The organism is Paenibacillus sinopodophylli, from assembly GCF_005930355.1.
Classification (GTDB): domain Bacteria; phylum Bacillota; class Bacilli; order Paenibacillales; family Paenibacillaceae; genus Pristimantibacillus; species Pristimantibacillus sinopodophylli.
Map to the genome: position 1 here is coordinate 1274633 of NZ_VDBO01000001.1, position 24591 is coordinate 1299223.

35 protein-coding genes are annotated in these 24591 nt (G+C 46.1%); 1 reads left to right on the forward strand and 34 read right to left on the reverse strand.

The features are described from left to right. Positions 1-29: 29 nt before the first annotated feature. The 32 genes from FGT79_RS05790 to FGT79_RS30980 all read right to left on the reverse strand — a co-directional run bounded on the left by FGT79_RS05790 (position 30) and on the right by FGT79_RS30980 (position 22723). Positions 30-716, reverse strand: a complete 687-nt coding sequence (locus FGT79_RS05790) for a peptidoglycan recognition protein family protein (protein ID WP_246096165.1) — start codon at positions 714-716, stop codon at positions 30-32. Next, positions 709-1173, reverse strand: coding sequence for a phage holin family protein (locus FGT79_RS05795; protein ID WP_138751790.1), 465 nt, complete (start codon positions 1171-1173; stop codon positions 709-711). Before FGT79_RS05795 ends, FGT79_RS05790 begins: the two co-directional genes overlap by 8 nt. A gap of 63 nt (positions 1174-1236) precedes the next feature. Further along, complete coding sequence (locus FGT79_RS05800) at positions 1237-1380, reverse strand: CD1375 family protein (RefSeq protein ID WP_212758513.1); 144 nt, start codon at positions 1378-1380, stop codon at positions 1237-1239. 56 nt (positions 1381-1436) lie between these two features. Then, positions 1437-1580 (reverse strand): CD1375 family protein, encoded by a 144-nt coding sequence (locus tag FGT79_RS05805; RefSeq protein WP_212758515.1) that lies wholly within the window; start codon positions 1578-1580, stop codon positions 1437-1439. Further along, complete coding sequence (locus tag FGT79_RS05810; protein ID WP_138751791.1) at positions 1577-1960, reverse strand: hypothetical protein; 384 nt, start codon at positions 1958-1960, stop codon at positions 1577-1579. The genes FGT79_RS05805 and FGT79_RS05810 overlap by 4 nt, the downstream gene beginning before the upstream one ends. Positions 1961-1974: 14 nt before the next feature. Beyond that, a complete protein-coding gene (locus tag FGT79_RS05815; RefSeq protein ID WP_138751792.1) occupies positions 1975-3285 on the reverse strand; it encodes a pyocin knob domain-containing protein in 1311 nt (436 codons plus the stop codon). Further along, positions 3286-4254 carry a putative phage tail protein gene (locus tag FGT79_RS05820; protein WP_138751793.1) on the reverse strand — a complete coding sequence of 323 codons (969 nt, stop codon included), beginning with the start codon at positions 4252-4254 and terminating at the stop codon, positions 3286-3288. It lies immediately after the preceding gene. Next, on the reverse strand, positions 4247-5311 hold the full coding sequence (locus tag FGT79_RS05825) for a baseplate J/gp47 family protein (protein WP_138751794.1): 1065 nt from the start codon (positions 5309-5311) through the stop codon (positions 4247-4249). The genes FGT79_RS05820 and FGT79_RS05825 overlap by 8 nt, the downstream gene beginning before the upstream one ends. After that, positions 5312-5710 (reverse strand): DUF2634 domain-containing protein, encoded by a 399-nt coding sequence (locus tag FGT79_RS05830; protein ID WP_138751795.1) that lies wholly within the window; start codon positions 5708-5710, stop codon positions 5312-5314. Beyond that, positions 5707-6006, reverse strand: a complete 300-nt coding sequence (locus FGT79_RS05835) for a DUF2577 domain-containing protein (RefSeq protein WP_138751796.1) — start codon at positions 6004-6006, stop codon at positions 5707-5709. The genes FGT79_RS05830 and FGT79_RS05835 overlap by 4 nt, the downstream gene beginning before the upstream one ends. After that, entirely contained in the window at positions 6007-6969 is a 963-nt protein-coding gene (locus tag FGT79_RS05840; RefSeq protein WP_138751797.1) for an XkdQ/YqbQ family protein, read from the reverse strand. Continuing rightward, the gene (locus FGT79_RS05845; protein WP_212758517.1) at positions 6962-7690 is read right to left on the reverse strand and encodes a LysM peptidoglycan-binding domain-containing protein; all 729 of its coding nucleotides are present in this window, start codon (positions 7688-7690) and stop codon (positions 6962-6964) included. The genes FGT79_RS05840 and FGT79_RS05845 overlap by 8 nt, the downstream gene beginning before the upstream one ends. After that, positions 7687-10095 (reverse strand): hypothetical protein, encoded by a 2409-nt coding sequence (locus FGT79_RS05850; protein WP_138751798.1) that lies wholly within the window; start codon positions 10093-10095, stop codon positions 7687-7689. The genes FGT79_RS05845 and FGT79_RS05850 overlap by 4 nt, the downstream gene beginning before the upstream one ends. A gap of 125 nt (positions 10096-10220) precedes the next feature. Then, the gene (locus FGT79_RS05855; protein ID WP_138751799.1) at positions 10221-10748 is read right to left on the reverse strand and encodes a hypothetical protein; all 528 of its coding nucleotides are present in this window, start codon (positions 10746-10748) and stop codon (positions 10221-10223) included. A 217-nt stretch (positions 10749-10965) separates the two neighbouring features. After that, entirely contained in the window at positions 10966-11373 is a 408-nt protein-coding gene (locus tag FGT79_RS05860; protein WP_138751800.1) for a phage tail assembly chaperone, read from the reverse strand. 17 nt (positions 11374-11390) lie between these two features. Beyond that, entirely contained in the window at positions 11391-11855 is a 465-nt protein-coding gene (locus FGT79_RS05865; RefSeq protein ID WP_138751801.1) for a phage tail tube protein, read from the reverse strand. Then, positions 11855-13186 carry a phage tail sheath family protein gene (locus tag FGT79_RS05870; RefSeq protein WP_138751802.1) on the reverse strand — a complete coding sequence of 444 codons (1332 nt, stop codon included), beginning with the start codon at positions 13184-13186 and terminating at the stop codon, positions 11855-11857. Before FGT79_RS05870 ends, FGT79_RS05865 begins: the two co-directional genes overlap by 1 nt. Then, on the reverse strand, positions 13187-13390 hold the full coding sequence (locus FGT79_RS05875; protein ID WP_138751803.1) for a hypothetical protein: 204 nt from the start codon (positions 13388-13390) through the stop codon (positions 13187-13189). Continuing rightward, positions 13380-13832: a phage tail terminator family protein gene (locus FGT79_RS05880; RefSeq protein ID WP_138751804.1), complete on the reverse strand. Its 453-nt coding sequence runs from the start codon at positions 13830-13832 to the stop codon at positions 13380-13382. The genes FGT79_RS05875 and FGT79_RS05880 overlap by 11 nt, the downstream gene beginning before the upstream one ends. 4 nt (positions 13833-13836) lie before the next feature. Then, positions 13837-14322, reverse strand: coding sequence for an HK97 gp10 family phage protein (locus tag FGT79_RS05885; protein WP_138751805.1), 486 nt, complete (start codon positions 14320-14322; stop codon positions 13837-13839). After that, positions 14319-14681, reverse strand: coding sequence for an ABC transporter ATP-binding protein (locus FGT79_RS05890; protein WP_138751806.1), 363 nt, complete (start codon positions 14679-14681; stop codon positions 14319-14321). Before FGT79_RS05890 ends, FGT79_RS05885 begins: the two co-directional genes overlap by 4 nt. Before the next feature lie 2 nt (positions 14682-14683). Continuing rightward, the gene (locus FGT79_RS05895) at positions 14684-15064 is read right to left on the reverse strand and encodes a phage head-tail connector protein (RefSeq protein ID WP_138751807.1); all 381 of its coding nucleotides are present in this window, start codon (positions 15062-15064) and stop codon (positions 14684-14686) included. Continuing rightward, complete coding sequence (locus FGT79_RS05900) at positions 15064-15297, reverse strand: hypothetical protein (RefSeq protein WP_138751808.1); 234 nt, start codon at positions 15295-15297, stop codon at positions 15064-15066. Before FGT79_RS05900 ends, FGT79_RS05895 begins: the two co-directional genes overlap by 1 nt. A gap of 44 nt (positions 15298-15341) precedes the next feature. Then, positions 15342-16385: a major capsid protein gene (locus FGT79_RS05905; protein WP_138751809.1), complete on the reverse strand. Its 1044-nt coding sequence runs from the start codon at positions 16383-16385 to the stop codon at positions 15342-15344. Positions 16386-16400: 15 nt separating this feature from the next. Then, entirely contained in the window at positions 16401-16769 is a 369-nt protein-coding gene (locus tag FGT79_RS05910; RefSeq protein ID WP_246096167.1) for a hypothetical protein, read from the reverse strand. A 13-nt stretch (positions 16770-16782) separates the two neighbouring features. Then, positions 16783-17406: a phage scaffolding protein gene (locus FGT79_RS05915; protein ID WP_138751810.1), complete on the reverse strand. Its 624-nt coding sequence runs from the start codon at positions 17404-17406 to the stop codon at positions 16783-16785. 76 nt (positions 17407-17482) lie between these two features. After that, the gene (locus FGT79_RS05920) at positions 17483-18511 is read right to left on the reverse strand and encodes a minor capsid protein (protein WP_138751811.1); all 1029 of its coding nucleotides are present in this window, start codon (positions 18509-18511) and stop codon (positions 17483-17485) included. Beyond that, complete coding sequence (locus tag FGT79_RS05925; protein WP_138751812.1) at positions 18511-19971, reverse strand: phage portal protein; 1461 nt, start codon at positions 19969-19971, stop codon at positions 18511-18513. Before FGT79_RS05925 ends, FGT79_RS05920 begins: the two co-directional genes overlap by 1 nt. Positions 19972-19984: 13 nt before the next feature. Beyond that, positions 19985-21253, reverse strand: a complete 1269-nt coding sequence (locus FGT79_RS05930) for a PBSX family phage terminase large subunit (RefSeq protein ID WP_138751813.1) — start codon at positions 21251-21253, stop codon at positions 19985-19987. Continuing rightward, the gene (locus tag FGT79_RS05935) at positions 21243-22070 is read right to left on the reverse strand and encodes a terminase small subunit (RefSeq protein WP_138751814.1); all 828 of its coding nucleotides are present in this window, start codon (positions 22068-22070) and stop codon (positions 21243-21245) included. Before FGT79_RS05935 ends, FGT79_RS05930 begins: the two co-directional genes overlap by 11 nt. Positions 22071-22210: 140 nt before the next feature. Next, a complete protein-coding gene (locus FGT79_RS05940; protein ID WP_138751815.1) occupies positions 22211-22402 on the reverse strand; it encodes a hypothetical protein in 192 nt (63 codons plus the stop codon). Positions 22403-22573: 171 nt separating this feature from the next. After that, positions 22574-22723, reverse strand: coding sequence for a hypothetical protein (locus tag FGT79_RS30980; protein ID WP_171056093.1), 150 nt, complete (start codon positions 22721-22723; stop codon positions 22574-22576). Positions 22724-23171: 448 nt separating this feature from the next. Between FGT79_RS30980 and FGT79_RS05945 the strand changes: the two genes are divergently transcribed. After that, on the forward strand, positions 23172-23405 hold the full coding sequence (locus FGT79_RS05945; RefSeq protein WP_138751816.1) for a DUF2188 domain-containing protein: 234 nt from the start codon (positions 23172-23174) through the stop codon (positions 23403-23405). Positions 23406-23448: 43 nt separating this feature from the next. Here the strand turns inward: FGT79_RS05945 and FGT79_RS05950 are convergent, their stop codons facing one another. Further along, on the reverse strand, positions 23449-23655 hold the full coding sequence (locus tag FGT79_RS05950) for a hypothetical protein (protein ID WP_138751817.1): 207 nt from the start codon (positions 23653-23655) through the stop codon (positions 23449-23451). Then, entirely contained in the window at positions 23645-23983 is a 339-nt protein-coding gene (locus FGT79_RS05955) for a YolD-like family protein (protein WP_138751818.1), read from the reverse strand. Before FGT79_RS05955 ends, FGT79_RS05950 begins: the two co-directional genes overlap by 11 nt. Positions 23984-24591: the final 608 nt, after the last annotated feature.

The following is a 24591-nucleotide window of genomic DNA, read 5'->3' on the forward strand; positions in this document are numbered from 1 at the left end:
CTAACCAACTAAGGTCAGGGGCTTTCGTTTTACTTGCGGGACAGAACGATCGTATTAAGAAATGAGATTTCTGACAAAGTGAGCTTCTTGCTTTTGATCTTATCTACCCACGTCTTATCATTGATTACACCTTTATCAAGCAGGCTTTGTACCGCAGCGCCGAGCTGCTCCCATTGATTATTTGTCAGTACCAATTTATCCTCTACCTCCTCTTTTGGTGGCTGTAGCTTAGCGGCAACCATCGCTTTGAATGTCACCCAACCTTCCCATGTACCGCCACTATGCATAAGGCGCGGGCATACCTTGCCGTTCCAGTCATAGTGCCTCCGAAGCCGATCAACACCCCACCCACGCTGATTAAGCATGTTGGCAACTAATTGAGCGGCGTTTTCCAACGTTTTGGCGTAGTCACCACTCTCGCATATCTCAATACCGATCGATGTTCTGTTTCCGCTCGTAGAGCCGTTACCATCGCCAGAATGCCAAGCATTTTCGTTTAGCGGTAAACACTCGATAGCTCCGTGCTCGTCCACTACGATATGAAAAGACGCCTGACGGTTGTTAGTCTGATTGGTTAGCCAAGTACGTTCGTTCTTAGCGCTACTGGACGGATTTCCAGTGTTGTGGATCGTGATTGTTGTAGCAGTCATAGGCAAAGCGGGACGGCGGTTAAACGGTGTCGTCTTGGGGATATGGTCCTCGATGTAGCTAACCACGCTTATTATCCCCTTTCTCTTTAAGCTGCGTCAGAAACCCGCTTAACCAACCAGGCAGCGGAACGCCGAACGTCCCTAGGTTCTCTACAACGCTCAATCCCTCGCGACCTGCATAAAAGTAAATAGCTGCTGTTCTGAAAATCGGAGCGCCGGGCTGCACCCAATCGTCCAATAGAGCAGCGAGACCGATAACAAACAAAACCGTAATCTTACGGATACCGCCCCAAAACATAATGTCGCTATTTACGTTTTTATTTTTGATTGCGCCGAGTACGCCAGAAATATAATCAGCCACCATAAGCACTAGGATGACTTGTAGGGCTTTGTCCCACCCGCCTAACCATTCAGATATGACAAGACCAACAGCCGCTACAGTGCCGCCCAAGAAAGCCTCCTTGCCAGTTGCTGCTGTTGCTGCTGTGTAAATGGTTGATACGTAGTCTTTCGCTTGGTTCATATGGGATAAACCCCTCTCTTTGTATGGGCATGAAAAAAGCCCCGCCGAAGCGGAGCTGATGTATTAAACCTCAAGCGGTTTGCCGTCTGTGCCAAATCCAAGTGCAAGCAAATCAGCTTCAACAGCATCGCGGATGCTTGCAGGAACTTGAGCAAATGTGCGGCGACCAGCAATAATGAGTGTTACTGTAACGGTAACGAGTGGCATGATATCACCTCCTCTCCTTAACACGATGAACGTCAGCCATAACAAAAAACGCAGCATCATGCTTCCCCCTTGGGCTGCTGATCTGCGTTTAAATTACTTTGCACCGCTTCTCGTAAATGTTCGGGAACGTCTTCTATCGTGCGCCGTCCAGATTGGATTAATTGGACGGTCAAGGCTGCCATACGTATATCTAGTGTCAAGACTGCTCACCTCCTGCAGCTTGTAGATCGAGAACCATAAGATATACATCAAATAGAGCATCCATCGTATCCAAATTTGTTTGTTCACTTAATGCAAGCTTCGCTTCAAGTTGCTCGATTCGCAATTGCTCTGGTGTCTTTGGTGTTTCGGGCTCGATTGGCGTAACGACCTCGATATCCGCTGAAAGAAACTGTCCCACTTCATCGACCGCAATGACAACCTCTCCACCATTAACATGAGAAAACCATATCGCAGCAGCCATTTCTTCGTCATCTACGATGCAGCTTGCGGAATTTTCGGGAAGCTCCACAAAATCAACAGCGTTCATAGCACCGCCTAGCATAATCCCCGTCGAAACTTCGTATTCAATCAACAACATGCAATAACCCTCCTTTAATCCGTGCCTGTGATTGACGTATTAGGGTTGTCATAAACCTCTGTACCACACAGTGTTATGTTTCTGAGGTACATAGCTCCCGAAGAATATACATTGATGTAAATGTACGAGTTTTCTGCAATGTAACCTAAATCTACATTAAATGCCGCATAGGTCACCGTGTTAGAGCTAATCTGAGTGGCTACAGGGTTGCTCCCTGAGACGAATTCAGCGGAAGCAGTAACGCCGCTCGTTGAAGAATGATATTCACCTTTCAACCTGTAACGACCAGGTTTATTAACCTGTATTCTCTTCATCTGACCCGTCCCTGCTCGCTCTGTAGGAAGGGATAGCAAAACGTTATCACTCGGCGTGACATACGATTTATGGAGCGGAGTCCATGTTGTCCAGACACTTGCGTACATCCTTCGCGTCCAAACTCTGTTAGTTGATGTATCATAAGCTGTTTGAGCTATATACCCCGCAGAGACTGGGTAGGTAATAACTTGATAATATATTCCCGTCCCTACTATAGGAGCGTTAGTGCCGCCCACTTGGTGATAGACACCATCTACGATCAATGTGTTCACATCAACAACTGGGGAGATGTTAATCATCTCTTTACTAATTTGCGTCCAAGCTGTCCATGTGCCATTAATATTACGTCTTGTCCATATTCGATTAGCAGCGAAGTCATAAGCGGTCTGCGCCACGTATGTCGTATCGAATTGATACGTTGTAACATCGATATAAACGCGCCCGTAAGTGGTTGGCGGCATGTTGATGCTGTTGCTACTTACGTCGTATTTGCCATTCGTGATTAACGTGTTCGGATTCGTATTAGTCGTCACTGTAGTTGTATTAGTTGCAGTCGTCACCGTATCCAGCCTCGCTATATCGTCCGCAGCAGCCGGTGCCGCTACCTTTGCCCTTCCTGCTGCGTCACGTTGCATGAGACGGTTGGCAGTAGCTGTACTAACTGCGCCGTGAATCCCCGTTGTAGCTGCAAGGTGTAAACTCGTTGCTTCCAGCGTGGTTGCAGGCGGTGTAAACCAAAATCCTTTACCTGTAATCGCTTTGATCATGTACGCCAGCTTGCTCCATAATCTTGTAGGCGTGTCGGATCCGGTCGCAGCCACAACGGTATCGTCAATTGTTCGTGTACCAATTACGGTGTCTGTTGCGCTGTTCGCTGTTCCTGCGCCGGCAGCCATACCGTCAAGCTTCGTTATTCTCGCGTCTAGTAAATCCTCATTGCGGTTTTGATTTGCAACAGTGGCATTATCGGACGCTTCAACCTTCCTAATGCCACTTGGCTTCGTTATCATTTACGGTCCCTCCCACGTTTCTAATGCGCCCATTGTTAAGCCAGCTGATTCTATGGCACCAAAGGTGACTCCGTAGCCTGCGATCTCACCAAAGGTTGTATATGTGTACTCATACTGCACCGCGAGGTGTGCCGGCAGCGCTGCGCGTATTGCGGCTTCGAGATCCTCGATATTCGGCGGGATGCCCAATGATGATACAAATTTGATACCGATCGTGTAGTCAGGTAAATTTTCATACGAAGTTGCAACAGAGCCTCGTTCGAGTTGTATTTTCTTTACATAATACAGGGTGTTATTTGCTTCAATCGCATGCAGTACCTCGACCGTTACCGCGCCTGTAGGTGCTGTAAAACGATGTGTGTTATTACCTGCAGTTGCAAGGCGATAATGTGCAGTATAGCCTGCAAAATACGTCCATCCCGTTACAACCGTAGTGATGACGACGTTACTTGCGTTTTTAAAACGTAGTCGCACGCCAAAACTGTAATTTGTCGCGCTACGATCGAATGTCAAAACGTAATCGTTCTCTGCAGTTATGTTTATCGCCGCACCACTTATAACAACAGGTACCGTCGTAGCAGTTATTAGTCCGATATCCGCCGCGCTAGATAGGTTTGTTCCCCACTCCGTTACCTCGGCGTCTCCGTTTGAGTACGCTTGGGCAATTGCCTTGATCATCGCTTTCGTGACAGTCCCCGAACCTATCAGCTTGGATTTGATTACGCTGCGGCGTTGATCATATGGTTTTAAAACGTCTGTCGTAATACCCAGCAGTTGTTCCCAACGCGCTAGCTCCCATGTTGCAGTTTCTATAAATCGTTGATTAAAAGAATCTCCAACTATACTTAATAACGCATCGAACTCTTCCCCTTCCGTCTGGGATATTAAACGAAAATCTTTAATTTCTTCATAGAAATCTGGAAGGTGATCGATAAGCTTAAGACCCATAGGGCTTGTGATATCATCCACTCAAGGTCACCGTCCCGCCGATCGCCACTTGTCCCAGTGCAATAGCTATGTTAGTCGTGCCGCCGTTAACACGTAATACGGAGAAGTCCAGTACTCCCGGCGTGTCTAGCAGCAGAGAGCCGATGCGAGCATACTTTGGCGAAGGGTCAGAAGCGAATGCAATGCTCCTCAAATACGCTTTCAAAGAATCTGAAAATACTGCATTAATCTCAGCAATGGTAGCAGATCCGGACAACACTACAGTCGCGCTAACGGATATTGCCACCCCTGTAGCAGAAATAACTGTTACATGTGCTCCGATAGGAGCTACACCTTCGCCCGTGCTGCTAGGTATCGGGCTGATGAAATCCTGAACATTACTTACAAGCAAGCCACTCGCTGGAAGCCCTTCGCTATTCACGATGACCACCTTAACCGTTCCAGCTCCGCTCCATAACGGCTGCACCTGTACATTTCCCACGCCCTCGACAGACAATGCCCATGCTTCATAGTCTGCGATATTTCCGCTCAATCCCGGGCTCTGTACTTGAGAGTAGAACCGTGATCTTAAAGCACCGTCGCTCTCAACGTCTTCCCCCGGGATGAGAACATCAAGTAGATTCGCCGAGACTAGACCAGCAACAAAGGTTATCGGCAGCAATGTTCCAAAACTCTGATTACCGACTATTCCCGTAGATTCACAAGTCAGAACGAATACCCCTAGTGATATTTTGCTAGTTACGATATATGTGAGATCATCAATACCGAAACGGCTGTTAAGAGGAACGTCCATTAACGAGTCGCTGGCATTCCGGAATTCTCCACGTCTGAGCGCATATGTTGCTGGTTCTCTATCAATTCCAAACTCGCTTGTCTTGCGAGATAGATATTCATCAGTTGCCGTATCTGCAAAAGACAAATTGCTGTTTAAATTCAGCTCAATGTACATCTGGGCGAGCTCCGCAGCTGCAGGAGCACACGCGTCGTATATAATACTACCTTCGCGTTTGTCGATATTATTTGGCACGCGCTCTAGCATTCGGCCTAACAAAAATTCATACGTATAACTCTCATACAACTAGCTCACCTCCTGCGTAACTTCAAAGCTGCCAAATGAGCTGACAACATTAAAAACCACCAGCATGTTGTCCTCTGCGGTGCTGATTCTAACACCTTCAACGGTTTGTATGCGGTCGTCTTGCGTTAACCCCTCAGTTATAAGGCGCGTCACTTCGGATTGCACATACTGCGGGCTACGACCTAATAAACGGGTTAATTCGTGCCCGTAGTCAAACGAGTAGATATCATGCTCATAGCGAGGTGATTGTAATATCTTATAGACTGCTTGTTTGACTGCTTCTAAGCCGTCCACAACGCCTATCACGCGACCGTTTTCCAAGTCTAACCTGTAAGTCGTTGAAGGTTGCTGATCAAAATCTATGGGCGTATTCGCGAGCTCTCCGCCTGTCGGAATCATGAGTCCACCATCCTATTAATCACGATGTATTGTTGCCCGCCCTGCACTCGCGCAAGCAGGACCTTATCTCCCGGCTGTAGACCTGGACGGATGACGTATTCAACCCCGCCGATTTCAGTCTTCAGCTCCTCCGTAGCAGCTGTTGTAATCAGGAATTCAGAGGGTAATGTTAATCGCTGGTCTATTCTTACGCTTAACGGGCTCACAGTCGCAATCTCTCCAAATAAAAAATGCACAGGACGACTTGCATCCAATGCATCGAGGGCGGCTCTTTTTATCGTGTCTACTAACGTCACCTAAACCACCTTCAATTCAAGAGTCATGGTATGTTCGCCTGATCCGTCATAATCATGTGTGCATTCATCAATCAAAAATAGCTGATTGATATCGCGCTCAATTATCACGAGACGAATGTAATTGCCTGCACGTAAACGGAAATCCCCAACGGCATCAACCTTCAGTGATTTTGTTTCTCTGTTTTTGATTGTCGACAATGAGCTAAGCAACTCCTTTATCTGAGCCTCATTCATTCCCTCGTCAACACTTTGATAAAGCTGAAGCTTCCCCCACTTCGCGATGTTATTGCTGTCTTTAGCAAGATAGATTTCGCGCGTTCCTGCTTTTTCATTATCCTTATACAACTTGATTACGTTATATGTGTCTGAATCAATAGACTGTTTATGGCTATACGATGTCAACAAGCTACCGGCACCAATGTAGAAATCTACGAGCATGGTTTCGATATCCCTTATGACAAGCTCTCCGAAATCATCAAAAAACATGTAATTACGACCCGTAATATTTAGCGTTAAGGTGAGCGCCTTCCAGATGATGTCCATTAGGCTCTGATCATCAGCAAGCAACTTAGGGATGATGTACTCCGTATTTTGTAATTGCCCTGTTTTGAGCTCGAAGTCCTTTGCTATCCTCTTGATTACATCAGTAGCGGTCACGTTCACTAAAACATAACTGTCTTTATTCATTAAATATCTGGTTTGGTCGTAACAAGTAATTGTATACTCTTCGTCCGAACCTCCGTCACAACTGAAAACATAGCCGAGAAAAATCTTAACTCCGTTAACTACGCATCTGACAATATCCCCGTTATTAACTTCGAACTTCGACACAGCAGACCTTAAATATTTAAACTCCAGTTTTGAAGATTTACCAATACGATAAGTTGACCACGAAAAAGTGGTTACGATACTTTCTATATCCCACACGTTTCCATTCTTATTATCGAGCTGCAATTCAAGCACTTGATGCTGCCCCCTTCACTGTCGGCAATTGTAATACCGTGCCGATAGACAAACTCTTCAGTTTGGCATCAGGAATCTTGTTCAGCGTTTGTATCTCCTTCCAGCGAGCTCCATCTCCAAGTTGCGTTTTAGCCACTTTCCAGAGACTGTCACCCGATCGTAAGGTGTATGTCTTTGGAGTTTGTTTTTCATTAGGTCGTTCTTTCCCGTTGTCTACCAGAGTCGCCACCTTTGTTGCTTCGGCAGTAACAACCTTATATTTCTTCGGTCCGTAAAAAATATATTGTTTCAGCTTAATTGAATACTCAATGTCGCCGCCACCACCAGCGACCTCACTCCAATCAAACGACTCGATTGATGCAGCCATGTTAATTCCAAAGCTGCCCCCATTAAAGATAAAGCGGATCGGGCGTCTAGTCACCATCCACTTTTCGATATATTCAACGTATGCCTTTGGCTCGAGCTGCGTATCCGCTGAAACGAACGGGTCAGCAGTCACGGCGCCCACTTTGTAAGCGCGAGCGGACAAGGAAGGGAAGAAGCCGCTAAACGACACTTCGGATAGTTTCCTGCCCAGAAGCGTGCTCACCTCGCCCAGCCCTATAACGTCAAACGTTTTGCTATTTGTTCCGTCTGCTATTTCTATTTTCCCCGGGTTAACAGGCAGTTGAAATTCGTCTTCTTTATTGTTGTAGCTTAGCCAAATCTCATATTTGATCATGCGTACAACCCCTTCGCAGACGATGACATCTCTTCTTCCATATACACCTTGACTCCGGTTATAATTTTACGAATGTCTGCTTCATTGCGGATATCGCCGTTATGCGTCAGGTTGACGCTCGGAGTCAGTGTAACGAAGTTTTGAATGTTCTTCATCTCGGCGAGCTCCCGCATTACCTTGAGGTCCTCGTTGGAGATGTCGACTTTTCCTTTAACCTTTTTCACTTCATCGACAGATCCGACATTCGGCGTTAAGCCTGAGTTCCATTTATTTAATGAGTCCGGGTTGATCGCTTTGCTTAGAGCAGACACGTCTAATGCTTTCGCAACGGAAGCCCCCCCTTTATAACCAATATCAAATTGGTCTTTTAGGTTCTTTTCCTGCATTCGGTCAATCTTGACCACGTTCTTAGTGCTTACTGGTTCTTCCAACTTATCGATCATGCTTTGTAAACTGTCACTCATAATGTTGAGATTATCAGTCTCAAACGGATCAACTTCACCTAAACTTACTCCTGTCATGCTTTCAATCTTTTTACTCAGCCAGTTGAACCCTTTTAGGACACCGTTTATCCCATCCAAGATAGTCTTCATAAATCCGCCGGCGAATTCCTCGGCAGATCGCAACATATTAACCATGTGATTCCCAAAGGTCTTAGCTAAATCATACACAAGCTTCTGAACCGCATAAGTCGGGTCAATGAACACATTGATTAAAAACTCAGCCAAGCTTGCGAATATATTCCATATGAGAGCGATTTGGTTGTAGATAACTCCATAAAGCGTCATAAATAATCCGCCGATAAACCCTAAAACTTGCTCGAAGGATACGCCGCATTTTTGCAGTATCAATATCAACCCGATGATCGCAAGTCCGATTAATAATATAGGCCAATTAATAGCGAGCCACGCAGCAGCCTGAGCATAAAGCGGTGGCAATGCAGCCCATAATGGCGGGATCATCGCCCAAAGCCCTGGTATTACGATCATAGCTATCACAGCGCCTATACCAGCAAGTACCGCGCTAATCTCAGGCCAGTAAGTTTGAATAGTCTCCGACAGCCACATAGCCGCCTTGACCAAACCGACAACCAATGATGTTGCCCATGCAAGCCCAGTACTTAGGGCGTCGAAAAACGGTTGGAACTTACCTTCTTGAAATGCTGTGTTAAGCAATGTGATTAAAGGCAACAAGGCCGCTACCGCAGACCCGCCAGCATCAGCCATCGCAGACTTAATGTTGTTTCCTAAGACCTCGGCTTGTTTGGCTGGGCTCTTCAACATCGTATTAAATGCATCTTCGCCCATCTTCTGTTTTTCGAGCAATTGGTTGAACGCTTTAATAAATCCATCCATGTCGCCAGCCTTACCCAACTCATCAATATTAAAGGCGCGAATATCTGTCTTACTCATGTTGAATCGTTCTGCCAGTGACACGATATCACCTGACATCGCTTCTTTAAGAGCGAATGCAGCTCCTTCTATCCCATTACCAGCAGAATCAAATGCTGCCATCCTAGCAGCCAATCCATTCAATTGGCTCAACTGGTCTGTGTTCTGTGTCGTGGAAAAGAACGATAAGGTCCCCTTTAAGGATTCGTTTACATCTTGGCCGGCAGCTAGCGCTTCTTTTTTAAACTTGTCGAACATCGCAGTTCCAACTTCGGCATCTCCCGTACGAGCAACAAACATATCCATCATTTTTTGTTGTTGCATCGCACCGCCGATTGTGGCGCCTAAGAGCTTTTGCGCTCCAGCGATAGACAAGTATGCAGCGGCTATGCCTTTAAGGTTACTGAGTAGCCCTCCTGTACCTCCTGCCCCACCACTCGGAGGCAATGGCGGTATTGGTGGCGGTGGTGGAATAGGTGGTATTGGTGGCGGGTTAAGAGATCTTCGTAGCAATGAAACCGCCCTTGTTAGACGCAGTACCAATGCTCTAAGATTGGTCAACATGTCAGTCAGCGTTGCCGGCAAAGATATCCTTAGTTCAGCTTCAATAACGCCAATTTGAGCAATGATTCTTGATCTTAGCGTGGAGATATCTCCCAGCACCGTTGCAGCATTCAAAGTTACATTAATCGGCACCGCCAAAATCCCCATTAACCTAGCACGTATACTAGATGCCTGTGCTATCGCGTTTGCGCCGTTAATCGTAACGTCGATTGCAGCCGATGTGAGTCCTGATCGGATACGCTGCTGTATCTGTGCAATCTTCTGCGTTACGTCATCTACGTTTATGACCACGTTCATAGCCGATGAACCACCGCTACTTGCTATGCGGGCACGCAAGGCCGTTAGTCCGCTCTCTACTCGCGCTGTATTCAAAGACATGATAATCGGAGCTTCTACAACGCGTTTAAGCCGCTCAGCCGTCACTGTAGCCGCCGTTAGCTTGTTGACCATACGTTGCAAAGGTTGCGTAAATCTATCGTATATGCCTAGTGTGGAGCTCACTGTAGCTATATTAATTACCTCCCTTCTGAGCAAATAAAAAAAACGCCCATCACGGACGTTTTCCCTTGTATCTGCTATAGAATTGTTTCGGTTTTCACTTCAGCGCTCACGTTATTCGCATTTGCAAGAATCCTTAATACCTCAGCGCTTCTCTGCACTTTAGTTAAACTCTTTTTGAGATCCTTATCGAACTTCTTTGTCACGCTTACCATCAAGGACGGCATGACGAAAGTTATATTTTTAATTTCACCACTGGAAGAAAGGTATGATACCAAATACACCTGATTGGTTTTCTTTGCCTGCTTTGTTCCAATGCCAGACATTCCGCCTAATATCAAACCAGCTGGTCCGAACAACAAGCCGCCAACAACGCCGCGACCTATAACGCTTTTGCTCTCTTCTACCAACTCCTGCTCAGTTGTCACGGTTGATTCCAAGAAGTTAGATAAAGGTATTTTAAAAGTATTTACTGCGTTCGTTTTAAAGCCAACAAATTCTTTTTCCACAATAACTAGAAATTCTTTATCATAAGTCAATTCTAGTTGTGCGTCTGGATTCTTCAAAGGCAGTCCATCTATAAGGCTGACAATAGCTTTAGTCATTTGGTATTCATCCCTTCTTAGATCAATTTACCTATACTCTACCAAATTAACCCAAGAAGAGACAATTATTTTTTTGCCTCTTTTTTAGCTCTGATGTCGATGGATGCCATTATAAAGGCCCTCTCTTCACGCGGGAGGGCCATGAACTGACCGGGCAATAGCCTCAGTTTGTGGAGGGCATAGTACGCGTAATTAGCGTCCGGATCGCCCTCCTCTATTAGTTTTTTGCCTCTTCAACCAAATCATTCATATCCTTGTCGAATCCGCTCAGACGTTGGATCTGGATGGATAGCTCCGCCTGTTCGCCTGCAAGAAGCACTTTGTTAAGGTATTGCTCAGGAGTAGCCACACCTAGTTTCTTGATGCTTTCTGCATCCTTGAAATCAGGCACGATTGTATTCTCAATAATAACCGCTGCGTTGAAGCGCCGTGAATCGAAATCGACTTTGTTTCTTTTGCCGACGGTTGTTGAACGCTTTTGGATAGAGTTGAAATCGTCTCCACTCATTGCCTTGATTTTGAATTTGTAGAGATTGCCCTCGTTGTCTTTAAAGCGATCTGAAATAGCAACCTCATCGGTAACGCCATCTACTACATTCTGGTTTAGAAAGTCTTGTAAGCTCATATTTATTCTTCCTCCTCTTATTGTGCAGGCGCATTGAAGCGTCCCAAAATATCGTAATCATCAAACGTAAACGCGAGTTCTTCTTCAAGTGAGTCGTCGCTCGTAATATCGAACTTAGCGGCGATAATGCTATCAAGATTGCAGTTCTTCAGAATTATTGTCTGCTTACCAACTGAAGAAGAGGGATCGTCGTTCTCGACTTGGATATCGAAATAGAAATCGCGTCCCGTTTTCACATAAGTGAGCATCAGATCGCGAAACACGCTAGTCATGTAATAAACTGTTAGGGTTCCGGAACCCGACCATCCAGCAGCTTTCTTGCCTGTATTTGTCTTTCCGAGTACAGGCACATCAGATTTATTCTTCTCGATTGTGGACTCTAGCGATTTTGCGTAAAAGAGTTCTTCGACGCGGCCTGTAATGGTGGCAAATGCTTTAGCCTGCTTACCTGAAATTGTATCAACCGGATTCATAAATGACATTAACCAACAACCTCCTGTCTAACCGTAACGGCCACATAGATTTTTTCAATGCTGTCTACCGGCTGAACGTATGCAACGATAAGTACCGAATCAGCACCTTCACCAGCAGAGACGGAAATATCAGTCTGCGAGCTAAATTCCTGAATCGCCTCGATTGACTGCATACGCTCCAAATATTTAATGCATTCGCCCTTAAGCAAATTGCGGCCAGTATCATTGTTGTTCACTTTACCGATATAGAAAGAGCTGAACGTTTTCAAGAAATCAATCGCAATTCCATCCAATACACGGATAACGCGGTTCTTCGAGAAATGTTTTCCGTGAGTCGGGGTATACGTGATAAGCGTGTTAATGTCCTGTTCAACAACCGCTATTCCATTGTTTGGCGTGAAAACAAACTCACCCGCCTGCAACGCTGCAATGATTTGCGCATTCGTATACCGTGTGGCGACATCAATCGCACCGTCATAGGCTTCGTAGGTAAGCGACTGATTGACGTTAGCGCCTGCCGTTGCTCCAGCTACCCACGCAGTAGATTGCGCCGCTGTGAGCGTTGTACCATCCTCTAGTACCACGCCGTTTTTAACACTAATAATCCCCTCGTAATTAGCGACAGGATAATTCTCGAGCACGGCTTGGATCTTCTTGCCCTCATCTTCGCGAAGCCTCCGAACAAAAGCTAAAGCCAGTCCTTTGACAGCGGAGTCGGCGGACGGAATTGCCATTGCATTAAAGTCAAATACCTCTACCGCTGCAAGGTAATCAACATAGTCTTGATTAGTCACCGTTCCATCAGCTCCCGATATAAGAGGTGCTCCTGCAGTGTTTGTGAGCGTTGCACTGCCACTAAACACGACATAATCATTTGAAACTAAGCCGGCAACGTTCGCTACTACCTGTTTGTCAACTACATCGCCATTAAGTAAAGTCTTAACGTCCTTCAACGATGTGTTATCAATGTTCGTTTCAATCACAACGCTCAAACTGTTACCTCTGACGCCGCCCCACTTTGCCGTAGCCACTAACGTTCCAACAGTCACCGCCGCCTTGGTGCCTGTATTAAGGCGATACAACAGCAACGTCCGCGCTCGCTTCAGCGCCTCTCTTATCAGCAGCATTTGCGATTCTGAAATCTGATAGCCGAGCAACTTCGAAACATCATCTCCGGCATTAACAGCCAGAATCTTCTTAGGTTCTCCCCAAGCTAATGCGAGCGGAATCGTTACAACGCCGCGATCACCAAGCACGCTGGTAGATTGCGGCTCTGAAGTAAAATTAATGAATACGCCTGGCCTTACTTTGTTCTGTGTTACCCACGTTCCTCCAGCCACTTACAGCACCTCCGCTTTCAAGAATTTATTAACAGCAGCCTTAGCTTCATCAAATGTGTACTCCTTGCCGTCTAAAAGAGCCACAGACAACACGTCCTGCTCTTGTGGTATAAAGCGTGCCGAAATGAGCCAACGCCGCTTAGGGAAGCTGCTGGGAGCTTCAACAACTTCCAAATTTTCTTCTTTTGGATCTTTATTCGCCATGTATGCGTACCTCCTGTTTCATTGTCTGCATTGTTGGATCTTGCGCCTGCTGTCGCACTACATGTAATTTGTAATCGATATTGAAATGCATGATCTCATTCACGATTTCGTGATTCATTCCTGTGCCGCGATATTTAACGCCATCTACAACAATCCACTCCAAGTGCTCATATAAATGTTCGGCCATGTTATGCATGCTGCGGTTTTTATTGTCGTCAGCAAAAAAATGGATATCGAACGTTTGTGAACGTTGACTTCGCGGTCCAAGTAGGGCGTTTTGTTGCATGATGATCTGCTTAACAAAAAAACAAGGCTCCTCGATGTCGAATCCACCGTCTAAGCCTTGTTTTATCTCCTCGCCCAATATTGGTATATCGGGAAAATGCGTATCAAGTGCGGCAATTAGGCCGTCTCTTATACTGTTTACTGTAACGGTTACCACATCTTCACCGCCCGTTCATTAAGCGTTCTAAAAACCGTTTCTGCTTGCGGGCTAAGAAATCAGGTAGCATTTCCTCAATCTCGTTGACAGAAATCTTAACCATGAAGCGACCCGGCACCCAACCGCCCTTTTTACCCACTTGCATCCCTGTCTTCGCGCCTGATTCGTAAACGAAGGTGTTACCCACCCAATGACCAGGCACCCAGTGAGCTCGGAATCCATTCTCTACAAAGCTTGCATATTCAAGATTGGTAAAGACTTCGACCTCATACCCTGTCGATGTCTTGACTACACTGCCAATCTGAAACGAGTTTCGGAGTTGACCATTCCCTACAGGTGTTCGCTGCTTGATTCTTGCTAATGTCCTCATGCCAAGCTCGCTTATCAAATCTCGAACAAAGCGATCAACTACACCGGAATCAATATCCTGTTGCAGGTCCTTAACCATTTTCTCCAGCGCACTTATATCAAACAAGCCGCCCGCACTCATGCCCTATCCTTGCGTTGTATGCTTATCTCTTGATGTGTGGGATACGGAAAAGGCTCTCCGGCTTGGTACTTATGAGTAGTTGCTCCTCGGATGACGGCTATCTCATCACCCTGCTTAATCTCAATATCCGGCGAAATAAACAGTTTCGTCTCATAGCGGATATCATTTTGCGCTTCAGTCTGACTATTTGATCCAAGCGCTTTCTGAGAGATTCGGCAAGGTTGATCTATCACCACTATTACCGCCGTCTGAACCGTTTCCTTGCTCACTGGGTCCTTTGCCGATGAATAGCGGCTGATTGTACACTTATCCTCATACAACCGCTCTAAAGCTGCTCTGTGACGCTGATAATTGATCATGACTAAAACCCCAGCTTTCGGTATCGATTAAGATCAGCAGCATAGCTGAGCACAATGGAGTCGATGGACGTTTTTGTCGTGCTGGTCAAACCAGTCGACTTTGCAGGAGCAACAGACGTATCTCCGATCTTCACGCTCAACTCAACAGGTAAGTTTTCAGCAATCTCTGGAATGCCTGTTTGCTCTACAAGGAGTGCATCCATTACCATGGAGGCCCAAACGTCTGTCAGCGCCTCCGGCACGGTGCTGATATTACAGTAATGCCGGATACGCCGACCGATTTCACGAATATATGAATTGACTATATCGTCATGGTTATCAGTTGAAAGCTTGAACCTCAGCTTCACAATCTCGAGGACTTCAACCGGATCGGCGGCCGCCATTAGATAAGTCCTTTGAGCAACGGCAGATCAGCTACGGGGACTTCAATCTCCTGTCCTGCCGAATAGAATTGTTTGCGATATTTCACATTCTCGGTAAACGTGACAAGCTGTGTTTCAGGTTCCTTTACGGCCAGTCCAGCAGCTTCCTCTTGTTCTTCTTTTTCCTTAGCAGCCTGTAATTCGGCAGCAGCTTCGGCTTCCTTCAACTTTTCTTCCTCAGTCTTTGCTTTCAATTAAATCATCCCCTTCAAGAAAAATAGAGAGGCCGCAGCCCCTCTTAACCTACTTTTGCAATAAAGATGTTGTCGATAGTTTCGAATGATGGCAACACGATTTCAGAGACGATTGTTTCAACGTTAACCGGATGCGGCTCTTTGATGGTCGTGACAGCCACGCCAGTATTAACAACCTGCACAGCGGCATTGCTAACGCCTGTCAGGAGATCGGACTCCTCAGGCGTTGTTCCGTAGTATGTGTTTCCAAGGCTGCCATCTGGAATCAACGTGAAATACTCATCCGGATAGAACAGAGCAGTCGACCCTTCTTGAAGAGCGTACTTCTTGTTGTACACAGCAACCGTAAGACCCAGCTTGGACAACAAGTACTGTTTCATCATCGAATCAGTCATGATGATGTTTTGACCGCCCAACGGGTTCATATCAAGACGAATGCCTTTGTTCTGCATGATGTAATTCCATGTTTTACGCGTGCAAATACCTTTAGGAGGACGCACGCCTGTATCCGCCTCTACAAGATCCATCCATGTTTGAATGTCCTCGACAATAGAGGCATCGGGGCTGCTCCATAGATCAGAACCCGTAAGCGTGACTTTGTGACCTACAGGCATCTTGTAGTCATAGTCGAAGTTCAGTCGGTTAGCCGTGATAGCAATCTTACCAGTGGAGAGGAGTTGCATAATCATTCGCTCCGGCTGCACGTTTGCGCCGTTTACCAGAGTCGTGACATCATCGTAGATCGCGTTAATCAAAGGCAAATAGAGCGCCGCGTTAGCCGAATCGGCAATACGATTGAGCTCTTGACGATCCTTCTCTCCTACGCGCATAGCCTCACGAAAGAACGGCATTTCTGTTTCAATCTTGCTAAATCCGATGCGGTCACGAAGCGTTGCCCTGGCATCAAATGCAGATGGCATCAGAGCCACTGGAAGTCCGCGAGAACCTTTGATCCAGGATAGATCAAGGCCGAGCTGCTTCTTAGGTGGGAACAATGTTGCCCCAAGGTAAGGAATCGTGTTTGAAGGATTGGCAAGGTAATAGGTTGCGATGTTTTTTGCTGTTACAATATCGAAAATAGTAGGCATGTCGTGTCCCCTTTCTTATAACAAGAATGTGATTTGTTTTAACGCTGTAACTTCTTCGGTTGTCGGCGCTGTCGGGATCTTCGCCAGATCAACGAATCCATGAATGATCAACGCGCCTGCAGCAGGCCCATAGGTAACATCGACGTCATTAAACAGAACACCTTTAGCGTTTGAAACGGTAGATGTAGTTGTCGCCTTTACTGCTTTGATCGTCTTATCGGCTAGTAAGTTACCACCCATAATCGTGCCAGCAGGAACAATCTTTTTACCATCGGCATTTGCTGTGACGCCTGTATCATCAACCGTTATCGCCAAATTGACGTAATGATCGGGAAATTTCAAGATTTCTTTCTTATTCGTCATATTCGTTTGAACAAATTTCACTCAAATCATCTCCTTACTCAAAATAGTTTTGTTGAGCTTTAGCAGCTCCCTCGTTAGCCTTTGCAGCTTCAGCAGCCATCTTGCCAAAATAGTCCTCACCATCATCCTTACCGCCGCCTCCACCGCTTTCAGCAGGCTTGAATCCTTTGAAGCCAGGCTTATTCGCGTCTTTATCGACAAACAAAAAGCCCTTGCTCGTTTGCAGGGCCTTCACTTGATCATCGAGACCGCCTTTAACCGCGCCGGCATCGTCCAATTCGATTTTTGATTTGTCGAGAAGCGTTGCCACGATATCAGGATCGTGAACGTTACCCTGCAACGCTTGCTTGATAGCGGAGCTCAATCGAATCTCTTTCACATCAGCAGCGTATTTATCTGCCGCAGCCTTATTATCTGTTTGCAGCTGCGTGATTTGTTCCTGCAGCGCTTTACTGTCACCAGAAGACTTCTTGAGGTCCTCAAGCTGCTTATCACGATCCTTCAAGCCGTCCTCTGCCACTTTCTTCGCATCGTTCACTTCCTTGAAGCGATGTTCAGGGACAAACCCCTTGTAATTCGTCTCCACACCTCCCACAATTGCTGTAATCTGTGCATCTGTAAGCCCTTGCGCCTTCAACAAATCCTTCAACCAATCCATCTATATCATCCTCACTTGTTATCCCGGTTGTGTCCGGTCGATTTGCCTAGTTTAGAGCCATACGACAGGGCTCGGATTAAACTCCGATAAAGCTTTCGTGATATTCCTTGTAATTCATTGATGCAGGAACATATATCGTCTTGCCTTCTTCGTCCTTGGCGATCCGCTCGCCTATATCAAAATTATCATCGAATTGAGGGACTGTAGTGGAACGACAATTCGCGTGCAACGGCGGCCAAGTTACGCCTATTTGCTTGTCTTTCAAATCAAAGACCTTATTGTCCATCCCGCGGCATGCAGTGCTTGTGCGGCTATCTAGCGTTGCTAAATAGCGATACTTGCCAACGACTTCGCTTTGCTTGTAGCTGTCGTAACTGGCTTCGTTCTGAATAAAGCTCGATTCAGTCCTTACTAAGCGTTCTGCCTGTCGGAAGCTAACTCCCATGTCCACTTCGAGCTGCCGAGCGAGTTTCGTATTACTCTCGCCTCTTATGATAGCTTGTGTGAAATCAGTCTGCAGCCGTACAACCAGCTTGTCTGTGTTGCCCCATATCCGTTTACTGTAATTAGAGCCAATCCACGGACGAGCAACAATACTCTCAAGCGTCTTTGTATCGATCTTAACCAGCGACACAGCCACGCCTAAGCCTTGATTGATCATAAACTGCGTCTGGTAATACGTACTGACATAAGCATTACTCATGGCCGCTTTAAGCCCTTCTGTTTCCCTGGCACTTAGTACTCTTAGTGCATTCTCGATTTGCAGGTATAATGACTCCAGCCGAGTGACGCGCTGCTTGAAATAAGCGTTGTTGAGCTTAGTTGTCCAACGACCATCAGGATTATTGACGGCGAGCGCTTGAAACTCTCGTAATGTCAGTTTGAAATCCTTGAGTTGCCCCTTTGTTAGAACGGTTTGAGCTTCAGCAAAAGAAATGGCGTTGTTATTTGCGAAGCGAGCATAAAACGCATCTAGGTCCCGTTGTATTGCGATCTGCGCTTTCCGATATTCATCCTTTAGCTTGGCTGCATAAGCATCCGCCTGCAGGTGGGCTCCGTTGGCTATTTGCTCAGTTCGCTTATTCCAGTAAGCCTCAGGTTTCATTAGGCTCCACCGCCGCCAGCTCCGCCTGTTCCGTCCTCATTCGGGAGGGCGGGGAAGTTGTCTATGGTTTCCATCGCCTTCTTCTCCTCTTCCTCGATTCGCTTGAGTTCCTCATTGGTGTCAGTCACATAAGGATGATTTGCGACTAGAGTTTCTTGAGAAAGCACGCCAACGCTCTCCTGAATGCTCTTAATTGTTTCCGCTTCGTTTATCAAAATGTCACGATTGAAGATGAAATCAACTGGCTCATCGAAATAGTCTTTGTCGCTTGAATTATAGAGGTCAGTGTTCATAAACCACACTAGCTGCTCGAGAGCTGCCTGAAACTCGTTTTCCCACATGTTGCAATCCATATCGAGGTCAGCATATAAGAAGCGTAAAGCAACACCGCTCTTGTCTCCTCCGAGCTTCTCGGACTGCGTATCAACACCACGACCGAACTCGTAGATATCTTTGCGGTTCATTTCCATATGGTTCTTATAAGCTTCTGTGTCTATATCAAGGCTGATAGTGTCTACATCGCCATCATCCCCTGTGAACACGACTCTATTCTTTGCGATGCCTGCTCGGAATTCATCTCCGCTCGTTCCGCTGAAGTTTTTGACCTTATAGATACTGTTCGGCAAATCTTCTAGATTGCTTGCATTGTCCGACTTCATCTTGTCGTAATCGTCCACTAAGGATTTCAAGAATTGAAGCAGCGGCAACTCACTTGGATTGTACTTGAAACATATGAACGGCACTCGTTCCCAGTTCAGTGGACTCTCTTTACCACCTTCGACCACATTAAAATGCGCTTCACCAGGAGCGTCGACATCAGGAATGAGATTACCTTGCAGCACATAACGTTTCACGCCGTTAGCGTCCCAGTATTCAACCTTTGTTACGTTAAGCTGCGTGGTTCCTTCGTATGACTCTACCTTGTAAACGCGAATAATAGCATGAAGCTCTGTATGGTCATCGTCATTCCAGATAGGGATGATTTCCTCAGCTGGAATGCGCTTATATGAGAGTTTCCCAAGAGGTGAATAATAGACATGCATCCAAGAGCGCCCTTTATTGATAGACTCAACTCCGATCCTCTGCAATAGACGGAGCATGGATTTATTGAACCTTTCCTTTAGGTCTTTCTGATATGCGTCATTGTCTGTCTGCACATTCATTGGCTTTGCTAGTGCATAACCAACCTTTTGATCCACCAACTTACGTAAAAAGCTGTGTACGAGCTTGCGGTTAGCTATGTTGGCTGCTGGCTCCATTCCCCCACCAGCCGCCACGACTTTTCTGTCAGACTTGAGAATATCCTGCTCAGCATTATAATAAGCTTCACCCTGAAGCATTTGTTTCTTTTCAGGCGATCGGTCCCACAATGATATTTCGTTCAAGATGATTTGTTCCATACTCATGCCTGACTTAGCACCCTGCTCAATGATTGCGATGTACTCGCCCATAATTGACATTTTGCTCTCCCTTCTATCCGAACCAAACACCGGATTGCTTTTTGATGATCGTGTTCACGAAATAACGATCTCCATCCATTTGGTGATCATTTTCTTTCAGTGGCTTGTCCTCACCGCGAGCAGCCGCCTTAGCGTCCCATGAGTATGATGCGAATTCACGAAAGGTCTCTACGCAGCAATCGTTGTATTTGATCACTCCCTCAGCAAGTGCTGATGAAACATTGCGTATGCCATCCGCCACTTCATTGGCCGCCTTAATTACATGGTATAAACCGCGTTTCTTGAGGGCTGCTATGAACGAAGCTGCCGACGGATCGATAATCACGCCTTGAAGCGTTCGCTTGCCAACAAACTCAATTAGATCATCGCAATACTCTTCATCAGTCTTCTGCTTACCCAAAGCTCGGCCGTCATAATGGTACTCTTTCACTTTGTACCAAACGCCATCACAAAGCCCCCACAGGCCGTATGTCATTGGGTTCTGCGTCCCGTAGTCACAGCTTACATAATACTTTTTGTAAGCTCTATCGACGGTCTCAGCCTTGTGCTGATCGCCAAACATATCATATATAACGCCTTCGGCCATCACCCATAAACCGAGAATGTATCGTTTGAAGAACACGCCCGAGAACATGCGGCGGAAGCGGCTTTTAACCTTCTCCGACAACGACAAATTATCGTCCATCGTGAAATGCAGGACGAGAATCTTTTTCTCTTTGGCCTTATCGATAAATTCAAGCTTGAACCAGTGATATGGTCCTCCCGGGTTACAGTTGAAGAACAGTTTAGCGCCTTGATCGCCTGTCTCAGCGGAGCAACGACCTATTGCTTGATCTACAAAGGACTGAGGAAACAACGCAACCTCGTCCAGATACGCGCCCGCAGCAGTCAAGCCTTGAAGCGTGTCTTGACTAGCTTCGTTGCCGGCTCCAAACAGATAATAGGTATTGGTCCCGATAGTAACATTCGGATTCTGTGACATGTGATATTCATAATGAATACCTTTAGCCGTGAGAATCTGAAACATTGGTTCAAGCACGTTACGTTTGAGCGCACCCATTGACTTACCGGCTATGATAAAGTTTTGATCTCGATGCTTTGCAAGCGACCAGGTAATAAACGAATCGATACAGGCTATTGTCTTGCCCGCCCTGATTGCGCCCTCAGCTATAACCATGTCAAAGTCCTTGTACGGGCTCTTATCGGTCCACCACATCATGAGTTTCTTTTGCTTGCGACTGAATGGTTGAAAGCGAAATGAGGTCTTCCGTTTACGCTTCATCGTCGATATCCTCATCTGCAAAGACATCTTTAACATGAGCGTTCAAAGCTTCTTCATAGCCAGCTCCCTGAGCATGCGGATCATTGTCTTCTTCGGCTTTTTTCGCCTCGGCATCCGACCGCAATTTATCAATTCGAAGTCGCTGTTCATCGCTCATGTGTTCATAAAGCTTCAGCAGAGCCCGCATACGGTCATTTAGCTTCACCTTTTTACTCCGGCCATGCTCCGAAACTGTCTCGCTAATCTCCGAAAGTATCGTACCATCAACCTCTTCAGACGGCCTGAGTGCCAGCTTACCGCTGTCCCAATCGATGACGTCCTTGATATCAGCAAATGCTATTTTAGCGAGCTGATTGACCACGTCATCCTGCGTGAAATGAAGCCGTTGCTCTCTTCTCGCTTTCGCCACTCTTATTGCAGCTTGGATACTAAGTTTAGCTAAGAGTTGAGACGCTTGCTCATTCGCCGTTCTTTCACTGTAACCAGCCCTTATAGCAGCCTGCGTCCCGTTTAGGTCGACTAAGTATTCTTCGACAAAAATCTTATGCTTGTCTGAGAGTTTACCTATGGATTCATTATCGAAATCTCCCGAAGAAGTTCTCTGCTTTTTCGCAGGCTCAGGACGGCTCTGTTTTTGTTGTACAACAGTTTTACTGGTTTGTTGTACAACATTCCATTTATCGCGTTGTTTCCAAACTGCAACCTTCTTCTCGTCAATCCCAAGCTGATCAGCAATGAGTCGGTTTGTGATATTCCCGCCGTGCTCATTCCATATGTCCTTTGCCCTGTCTCGATTAGGGTCCCTTGCTCTAGCCATCTACATATCACCACCCCCGACTGTCTCTTCAACACCGAGCTTTTGAACAGGCCACAACGACTTACTATCACAATGCCTACATGCCTGCTTCATATGCTCGTATATGTCTATCGCTTCACACGACCCGCACTGATACTCTGTCATCGCGGTATCTTCCAAGGCCTATTCCTCATGTGCTTAGTGGTCAGCTCTATGTGCTCTTCAGCAGCGTTGTATTCACTATTGAAGTCCTTGAGCGTTTTATTCATTCTCACAAATACAATCGTTGCAACCACAACGGATAGCACGAACATGGCAACAATCACATAACAGATGAGCGTTATAAGACTCATTTGCATTCACCACACCTCACATTATTTTTGATCCAGCTAAGCGTATGAGAAATGCCAACATGAGGATAAACGATCTCAGGTCGCTGCCCCTCATGCCCGCACTTATATGTGACAGTGAGCGTCTGCATCTCAGGTCTACTGGTTGTAGGCTTCTTGTCCTTGGGTGCAGTTTTAGCCATGAGCAGCTACATCGTCTTTGCTCTTAGGCTCAGTGCGATCTGCCAGCACGTAATTGCTAGGAACGTCTCTGATCGGCACCACGTTGATGTACAAGAACAGTGTCAGGAATATAGAGAATATGGATAATCGTTGCAGTTTCAATCGTCTCAACTCCTTTCTTGGCAATAAAAAAAGCCGCTCCATTTAAGGGCGACTCTGAAAAACGATATATGTTAGAGCAGATATAAAAGCATGGGATCGCTACGCTACCCACTAAGGGCAAGGTGCGCCGTAGTACGGCGATTGTATTTAAAGATATACGTACTTTGTAACTTTGGAGTAAGAACAAGATCATTTTACAACTGCCACATTTTGGAGTCAAACGAGATTTAGCCCGTTTTCGCCAATAAAAACACCTAACATACGTTCGTATTCGTTTATACTCTCGTTTATGCCGTTTTGTGGAGAAAATAAAAAGCCACTTGGATGAGTGACTAAATCGACAAATTGTCGAATTGTTATAGGAGATTATGTCGTTATTGCTCGGTTTATATATCTTGCTGCTGTAATCTGCTTCCTAGTAAAATATAACTAGAGAGGAGGTTCTAATATGTCCGATAAAAAACCACCAGTTCATACCGTGCCTGACCCAGATGGGGGTTGGAACAACAAACAGGGCGGAAAAGTAAAAAGTCATGCAGACACTAAAGTTGAAGCACAAAAGCTTGGGAAAGAACAAGCTAAAAAAGATCAAACAGAGCATCGAATCCATAATAAAGATGGTAAAATAGCAAATTCGAATAGCTATGGTAATGATCCGTTCCCACCAAAAGACAAGAAATAGGAGCGAGTATGTTACATGCACTACGTAAAAACCGCCTGCGAATTCAAGGTTCGCTAAGCGGTTTTTCTTTATCAAACTCACCCTTATACAAATCATCTAACAGATGAGTCAGGACGATTTTCTTTGCAAGCCACATAAGCACCATGCCGCTGTCGATCCCTTTTGAGTCGTCGAACCCTTCAATCTTCAGCCGCAGCTCCTCAGTCTTGCCTTCAAGGTGAGCGACCAGCTTTTGCCGATCAATGCTCAATGCTTGCACCCTCAATATCACGAATCTTGAACCATTCGCCGTCCACCATAAAGCGCTCATTAAGCTGATCCACGCGATCAACGATGCCGATAACCTCCAGCTTCTCTGTAGCGTGAAACATCTGCAGTTTAATCTCCTGCCGGCTTTTAAGCGATGCCTCAACCAATTGCGAAATGATTGCCCATTCTTGCTCATCCAACTCAATGCGCTTCCGCTTTTTATCATCGGCAAACAATTTATTAAGAGCTGCTTTGTGCTCAGGTAGGATTATTCGACTGCTTTCCCACAATCCATTTCCTTCGAGTTTTTTGCGTGATCCTGTCTCCATAAGAACACCATCCTCATTTTCGATGCTCTTATTATATGCGAACAAACGTTCGTTATTCAAGGGGTGAAGAACGACATTTACTGCGGCATGTCATAAGCCGCTGCGAGCCGATCCTTACACCTGCAGTCAGTGGCAAGGAGTGAGGATGCAAACATTGCGGCTGGAGAATGACAAAACCATGCCGCCTTGCAGGATCAGCGTAACGAAAAAGAGAGCCGTCAAGCTCCCTTGGGAATAGTGAATTTATTAGTTGTCAGGTCACGGATTCGAACCGTGTCGCATACCAAAACGTTTTACACTGGATACTTATCTCGGATGTTAACAAACCACCAGTGCGCTTACCGAGTTGCTAAAACGCGGAGGGGATTGAACCCTCTTTTCCGTGTCTATCCTCATCCAATGAGTAAACCCGACATATGATGCCCCGCAGTTGTGTTACCAGAATGAAGGTGTTCCCCCTCAAACTGTATTCGGTAGCCAACCGATCCTGCGGAGCTGGCTAGAGTAGTCGCTGAATCCACGCTGGTTGATTTAGCGAAAAAGAACGGACATCACCAGACGCTCGCATTGCCATTTTAAGAGACTTTGTATATTCGGCGTTCAGTTAC